Source organism: Mesorhizobium sp. M7A.F.Ca.US.007.01.2.1, from assembly GCF_003998165.1.
Lineage (GTDB): Bacteria > Pseudomonadota > Alphaproteobacteria > Rhizobiales > Rhizobiaceae > Mesorhizobium > Mesorhizobium ciceri.
Genome location: NZ_RZQP01000335.1, coordinates 1 through 5,138 on the forward strand (window position 1 = coordinate 1; position 5,138 = coordinate 5,138).

Sequence of the window (5,138 nt, forward strand, 5' to 3'; positions counted from 1 at the left end):
AATCTGCGTGATGATGCGGTCGCCGAGCGCGGAAAGTTGCTTGTCATCACGTCCATGGCTCACCACGACGAACTCATCACCGCCGATGCGTGCAACAAAATCACCGGGACCCGTGTTGACCTTGATGACCTTGGAGGCGTGCACCAGCATGGCGTCACCGGCTGCGTGGCCGAGTGTATCGTTGATCTGCTTGAAGCGGTCGAGGTCCAGATGCAGCAGCGCTGTGCGGGTCCCCGTTACGCTTTTTTCGGCAAGCAACTCATCGAGATAGCGGCGGTTGGGCAGGCCGGTCAGCGGGTCGTGCAGCGCAACATGCTCTACATGCGCCTTTGCGACCTTGAGTTCGGCATTTTTCGATTCCGACAGTTGGCGCTCTCGAATGAGCGTCTCATTGAGCAGCACGTCGCTGGTGACGTCCCACTCGGCGCCGATCATCTTCGGCGTGCCGCCGATGTCCTGGAAGAAGGCTGCGCGCGTGCGCACGTGGCGCGTGGTACCGTCCGCTAGCAGGACTCGGTATTGCGAAGAATACGGTCCCTCCCTCTCGGCGGCCGCGTCGAACTCCTGGCGCGCCCTGTCGAAATCTTCGGGATGAATAGCCATCGCCCAGTCTTCATAACCGCGCGGTTTGCCATCGGCTGGCTTGCCGTAGATCTGGTTGACGCGGTCGTCCCATAGCAGTTCTTTTGTGGCCAGGTCGTGCTCCCACACGCCAATTCCAGAAGCTTCCAGGGCCAACTCAAGGCGGCCAGACAGACGTCTGAGCTCGGCATAGTTTTTCTGTCGTTCGCCGAACAGTCGCCCGGCCACCAGGATCGGCAGCACCACCAGCGCGCCGGCAAAGGCTATGAGCCCCCGCAACATCCACGCATTGTTCGGAATGGCCGGCCAGCCTCCCTTCGGTATAGCCGAAATCAGCCAGGAGCCCGAAGGCAGTTGCACATCGGCCGACACCGGCTTGCCGGCGAGGACATTGTCTCCCCCGAAGAATTTTTTGCCGCCACCGCCAAGCGCGTCGGTCCCCGTCAGGGCGACATCAATATCAATCCCGGGGTCATTCAAGCCGCTCGCCGCGTAAAGCTGATCGACATCGATGACAGCGGAGAGGATGCCCCAGAATCGGCTGCCGCCGCCCGCCGTCGGCACAAAGACGGGAATGCGCCCGACAAAGCCTCGCCCTCCCTGGGCCAGGTCGACGGGGCCTGCCAACACAAGAACGCCGAGGTCTCGCGCGCGAAGCGCCGCCGTCCGTTGCGCCTCGCTCTTGCGGTAATCGAGCCCGATCGCCTTCTGGTTGCCTTCCATCGGGTACATCAGCGAGATGACGAGATCGGGCGCACCGGCGATGTTGCGCAGTTGCGATCTCTGTCGGAACAGGTTGCTTGCCAAGGACGCAAATCTCTGCTGTCCCATGTACGGCTCTGTAACTATGGCCGAGACGAGGCCCTGAACAAGCTGGAGATTACCGTTTACATTGCCTTCGAGCTTGGCCCTTATGATGTTGACCTTGGCCTGGACTTCGGCGCGCGCGAGTTGATCGGACACTTTCGTGTTCTGCAAGTCCGCAAGGACCGCGCAGATCACAAGCACGGCCAACGCAATTGCCGCCGGCAAGTTGGCGGTCGAAAAAACCGCCTTTCTTGCACCATCAAAGTCAAAATCCGTTCTGCCCGACCGGCTCAATTGCGTTTCCTTGACAAAAAGCCCATCGGCCAACGTAGGATGAACTGTTTAAATTTGGACTTCCAATCTGCATAAAAGCTTCTGGTCTGTGCCACCAAGTTTCGAAAGGCTGCGCTTGGGCGCTGCGCGTAGTACCGTTGGGCCTGTGCCGGCCAGTCCTGCTGCGCCGAACAGCAGGGTCGTCCTGCTCGGGCGGAAGACGGGTAGGGAAAGCGAGACGGACAGCCTGGGAGAGGGGAGGGGCGAAATCGACATCAGGAAGATGGATTAGCCTACTACATGCTGTCATCGCTGGTTCGCACCGGGTCATCCGTCCATCTTCTGCTATGATCCCGACGCCGTGACGTTCGTCACGGCTCTTACCCACAGCCCTGACGCATCCTGGCCAGTGAGCTCTAAATTGGCCGCGCTTAACGATCCGGCTCGAACCAACTTGTCGTGCTGCCGCAAGGGTGCGTTACCCTGATCCATTCGCCGATGTCAGGCTCTTCGGCGTACGGGATGGTTACTGGTCCCCACGTCTTCGCAGCTTCAACAACATTTTCGGCCTGAACCTCGGCACGTTCCACAGCTTTGCCGTCGCGTATCAGCTCGACGGTGAAACTCTGCATAGATCGCACTCCTGTCGCGCAATCATATCCCAACCTCTACCCGAAAGGAAAAATCTGTTTTTTCGAAAGGAAATAGCTTCCCAAGGTCCTCGCGGCACAAAGCAGCTATTCGCAACAAAAGGGGCCCAGGTGGCCCAACGATGAAACGCATTTTGCTTTTCTTGTGCGGCGAAAGCATGATGGAGCGGGTGGCTAACAGCCGATAAATTTTGCCAACACATTGATTTCAAATCATAATTTTATGTTCCATAATGTATGTTATGCGACTTCTGGATGTAGCAGTTATATAGAGATGCGACACTTGAGCAATTTAGAGATGCGACAGTCCCCGACTTTCACAGCTCATGCTCTGGCCAACTCGAAGCTGGAAAGGAAGGCTGACGACTTCACACTGCCTGGCGTGAGACCGGGCGTATTGCGGAGCCGGCATGCCTTTGATCACCTTGTCGCAAAAAAGAGCTGCATCGTCTTGAAGCCATCCAGAAGATCCGCGACCGGCGGCTGAGCGTCCAGGCGGCGGAGCTTCTTCATCTCAGCCGCAGTCAGGTTCACCGGCTGTTGCAAGCCTATGACCAGGACGGCGCCGGCGGGCTGGAGTCGAAGGAGCGCGGCCGACCGAGCAATCGGCGCCATGATGAGGAGCCGCCGCCGCCGGCCGCGCCACCATACAGCGTTTCGGTCGCTTCGGTGTTGAATGCTATCCCCTGCTTGGGATGCAGCTCCAGGTCAAGAACTGCGGACTGTGACATTGACCACGGGGACCAGCGGCAACGGTTCGCCGTCTTTGCCGGTGAGTTCCGATTCGAACTTCTGGGTGCGGATGATTTCCTCGACCTGGCTGGTGAAATCGTCATGGCGCGCATCTTCGCCACGTTCTCTATCTTCACCTCGCCCTGATACGCAAAGGGCTTGGCCTCATAGAGCGGGTGCGCGTCGACCCATTCGAAGTACTCGCAACATGCCGTCCACAGCTTCTCTGGATCGATGATGATCGGGCTGCGGCCGTGTGAGCTACGGGCCTTCCAAAATTGGTTTCCTGCGGGTGCGGGCATTTGCGAAAATTTCGACGCTTTTACAAAGTTAACCAGCGGCCGGATTCGTACGGTTTTGTGACTTGCTGGATTGCCGATCACATGGTTTTTTTCCCACATCGTTGTGTGGGAGTGCGGGCGTGGGCGACGATCAGAAGGACGGTGTTCGGGTAGAACACATAGACGGCCAATGGGCGGTGCAGATCATCGAGGATGGCGTGACCACCCAACAGCTTTTCGACAACGAGGAATTTGCGAGGAGTTTCGCAGCCGGTCAAATCATCCGGCTCAACCTTAACCGGTCCGGCCAAAGCCAAAGCGGCCATGAGGTGGATGGCCCGCGAAACCATTCGTAAACCATGCCAACACGTAAATATTTTATGTCGAACCGATCGGGTTGCAGGAGGTTTTGGGCGGGTCTGCAACAAAGAGGCCCAGCCAATCCCTGCACCGCTTACCCATCTCGCCCGCCCTGTTGATCTCCTTCGGGATTGCCTGCGGAATTTGCGTCTGGGCGACATCGGATAAGCCAGTGAGCTTCTTTCAAGCCCAGGCGTCCCCGCAGCTGGAAATGCGCGGGACAGTCGGTAACCTTCAATAGATGGACGATCATCGATGCTACCGGCGGGCCGGTGCTGTCGGGGACGATCCGCTACCGGCTGCGCACGTCGTTCTCGCGCACGGGCAAGACCGCCACCTCTCGAATTGCGGCGCCACGGGGGATCGCGAATAGCGGGCCGGCAGCCGAGGGCGACGAGGTTCTACACGATCAGAACCTACTCGAAGGAATAAGTGAAACCTTCCTTGGAGGCGCCGACGGTGACTTTGGTCATCTTTTCGCCCTCGAGCGACCGGTTAAGCACGCCGCGGCTCAGTTCCGGCAGCAGCGTGTTGGTCAGGATGGCATCGATCATCCGCCCGCCGGATTCGATCTCGGTGCAGCGGGCCTTGACCAGATCCATGACACCGTCGCCGATCACCAGTTCCGCATCGTTGGTTGCCCGCAACCGGCGAGCGATCTTGGCGAACTGGTGGCCAGTGATCGCCTCGATCATCGAATCAGAGAGCGGATAGTAAGGAATGGTCACCACCCGGCCAAGGAAGGCAGCCGGGAAGACCTTCAGCAATGGGCTGCGCAAGGCGGTATCCAGATCGTCGAGCCCGGTCCGCAGCGTGCCATTCCTTGTGCGGTCCATGATGACTTCGGAGCCGACATTCGAGGTGAGCAGGATCAGGGTGTTCTTGAAATCGATCCGGCGGCCCTCGCTGTCGTCCATCGTTCCCTTGTCGAAGACCTGGAAGAAGATTTCGTGGACGTCGGGATGCGCCTTCTCGACCTCGTCGAGCAGGATCACCGAATAGGGTTTTCTGCGCACCGCTTCGGTCAGGATGCCGCCCTTGCCGTAGCCGACATAGCCGGGCGGTGCGCCCTTCAGTGTCGAGACGGTGTGCGCCTCCTGGAACTCGGACATGTTGATGGAGATCAGGTTCTGCTCGCCACCGTAAAGCGTTTCGGCCAGCGCCAATGCCGTTTCGGTCTTGCCGACGCCCGAGGGGCCGCAAAGCAGGAAGACCCCGACCGGCTTTTCAGGCGCGCCAAGCCCGGCGCGGCTGGTCTGCACGCGTTTGGCGATCATCTCCATGGCGTGATCCTGGCCGACGACCCGTTCCGAAAGCGTGGCGGCGAGCTTGAGCGCCTTTTCGGTCTGGCTGGACAGCATCCGTCCGGTCGGGATCCCGGTCCAGTCCTGGACCACGGCGGCCACTGCATTGCGGTCAACCGAGGGCAGAATCAGCGGTGTCTCGCCTTGTG

At 59.3% G+C, this 5,138-nt stretch carries 5 protein-coding genes and 1 pseudogene; 1 reads left to right on the forward strand and 5 read right to left on the reverse strand.

Features of this window, described 5'->3' with window-relative positions:
- Together EN949_RS32820 and EN949_RS32825 are read right to left on the reverse strand one after the other, a co-directional pair.
- A partial coding sequence (locus EN949_RS32820) for a diguanylate cyclase (protein ID WP_127371914.1) occupies positions 1–1,683 on the reverse strand: 1,683 nt, incomplete at its 3' end.
- 410 nt (positions 1,684–2,093) lie between these two features.
- Entirely contained in the window at positions 2,094–2,294 is a 201-nt protein-coding gene (locus tag EN949_RS32825; RefSeq protein WP_013525315.1) for a hypothetical protein, read from the reverse strand.
- Between the two features lie 459 nt (positions 2,295–2,753).
- Here EN949_RS32825 and EN949_RS32830 point away from each other — a divergent pair.
- Positions 2,754–2,936: pseudogene (locus EN949_RS32830) on the forward strand (helix-turn-helix domain-containing protein); the annotation flags it as partial.
- Here the strand turns inward: EN949_RS32830 and EN949_RS32835 are convergent.
- The 3 genes from EN949_RS32835 to EN949_RS32850 all read right to left on the reverse strand — a co-directional run.
- On the reverse strand, positions 2,861–3,427 hold the full coding sequence (locus EN949_RS32835) for a DNA-packaging protein (protein ID WP_245459456.1): 567 nt from the start codon (positions 3,425–3,427) through the stop codon (positions 2,861–2,863). The pseudogene EN949_RS32830 and the gene EN949_RS32835 sit on opposite strands and share 76 nt — an antisense overlap.
- Entirely contained in the window at positions 3,424–3,651 is a 228-nt protein-coding gene (locus EN949_RS36015; RefSeq protein ID WP_181177356.1) for a hypothetical protein, read from the reverse strand. The genes EN949_RS32835 and EN949_RS36015 overlap by 4 nt, the downstream gene beginning before the upstream one ends.
- Positions 3,652–4,101: 450 nt before the next feature.
- On the reverse strand, positions 4,102–5,138 hold a 1,037-nt coding region (locus EN949_RS32850), incomplete at its 5' end, for an AAA family ATPase (protein ID WP_127371915.1).

Coding starts and splice junctions, on each gene's coding strand:
- EN949_RS32825 (WP_013525315.1), bottom strand. CDS start 2,294: ATGCAGAGTTTCACCGTCGAGCTGATACGCGACGGCAAAGCTGTGGAA.
- EN949_RS36015 (WP_181177356.1), bottom strand. CDS start 3,651: ATGGCCGCTTTGGCTTTGGCCGGACCGGTTAAGGTTGAGCCGGATGAT.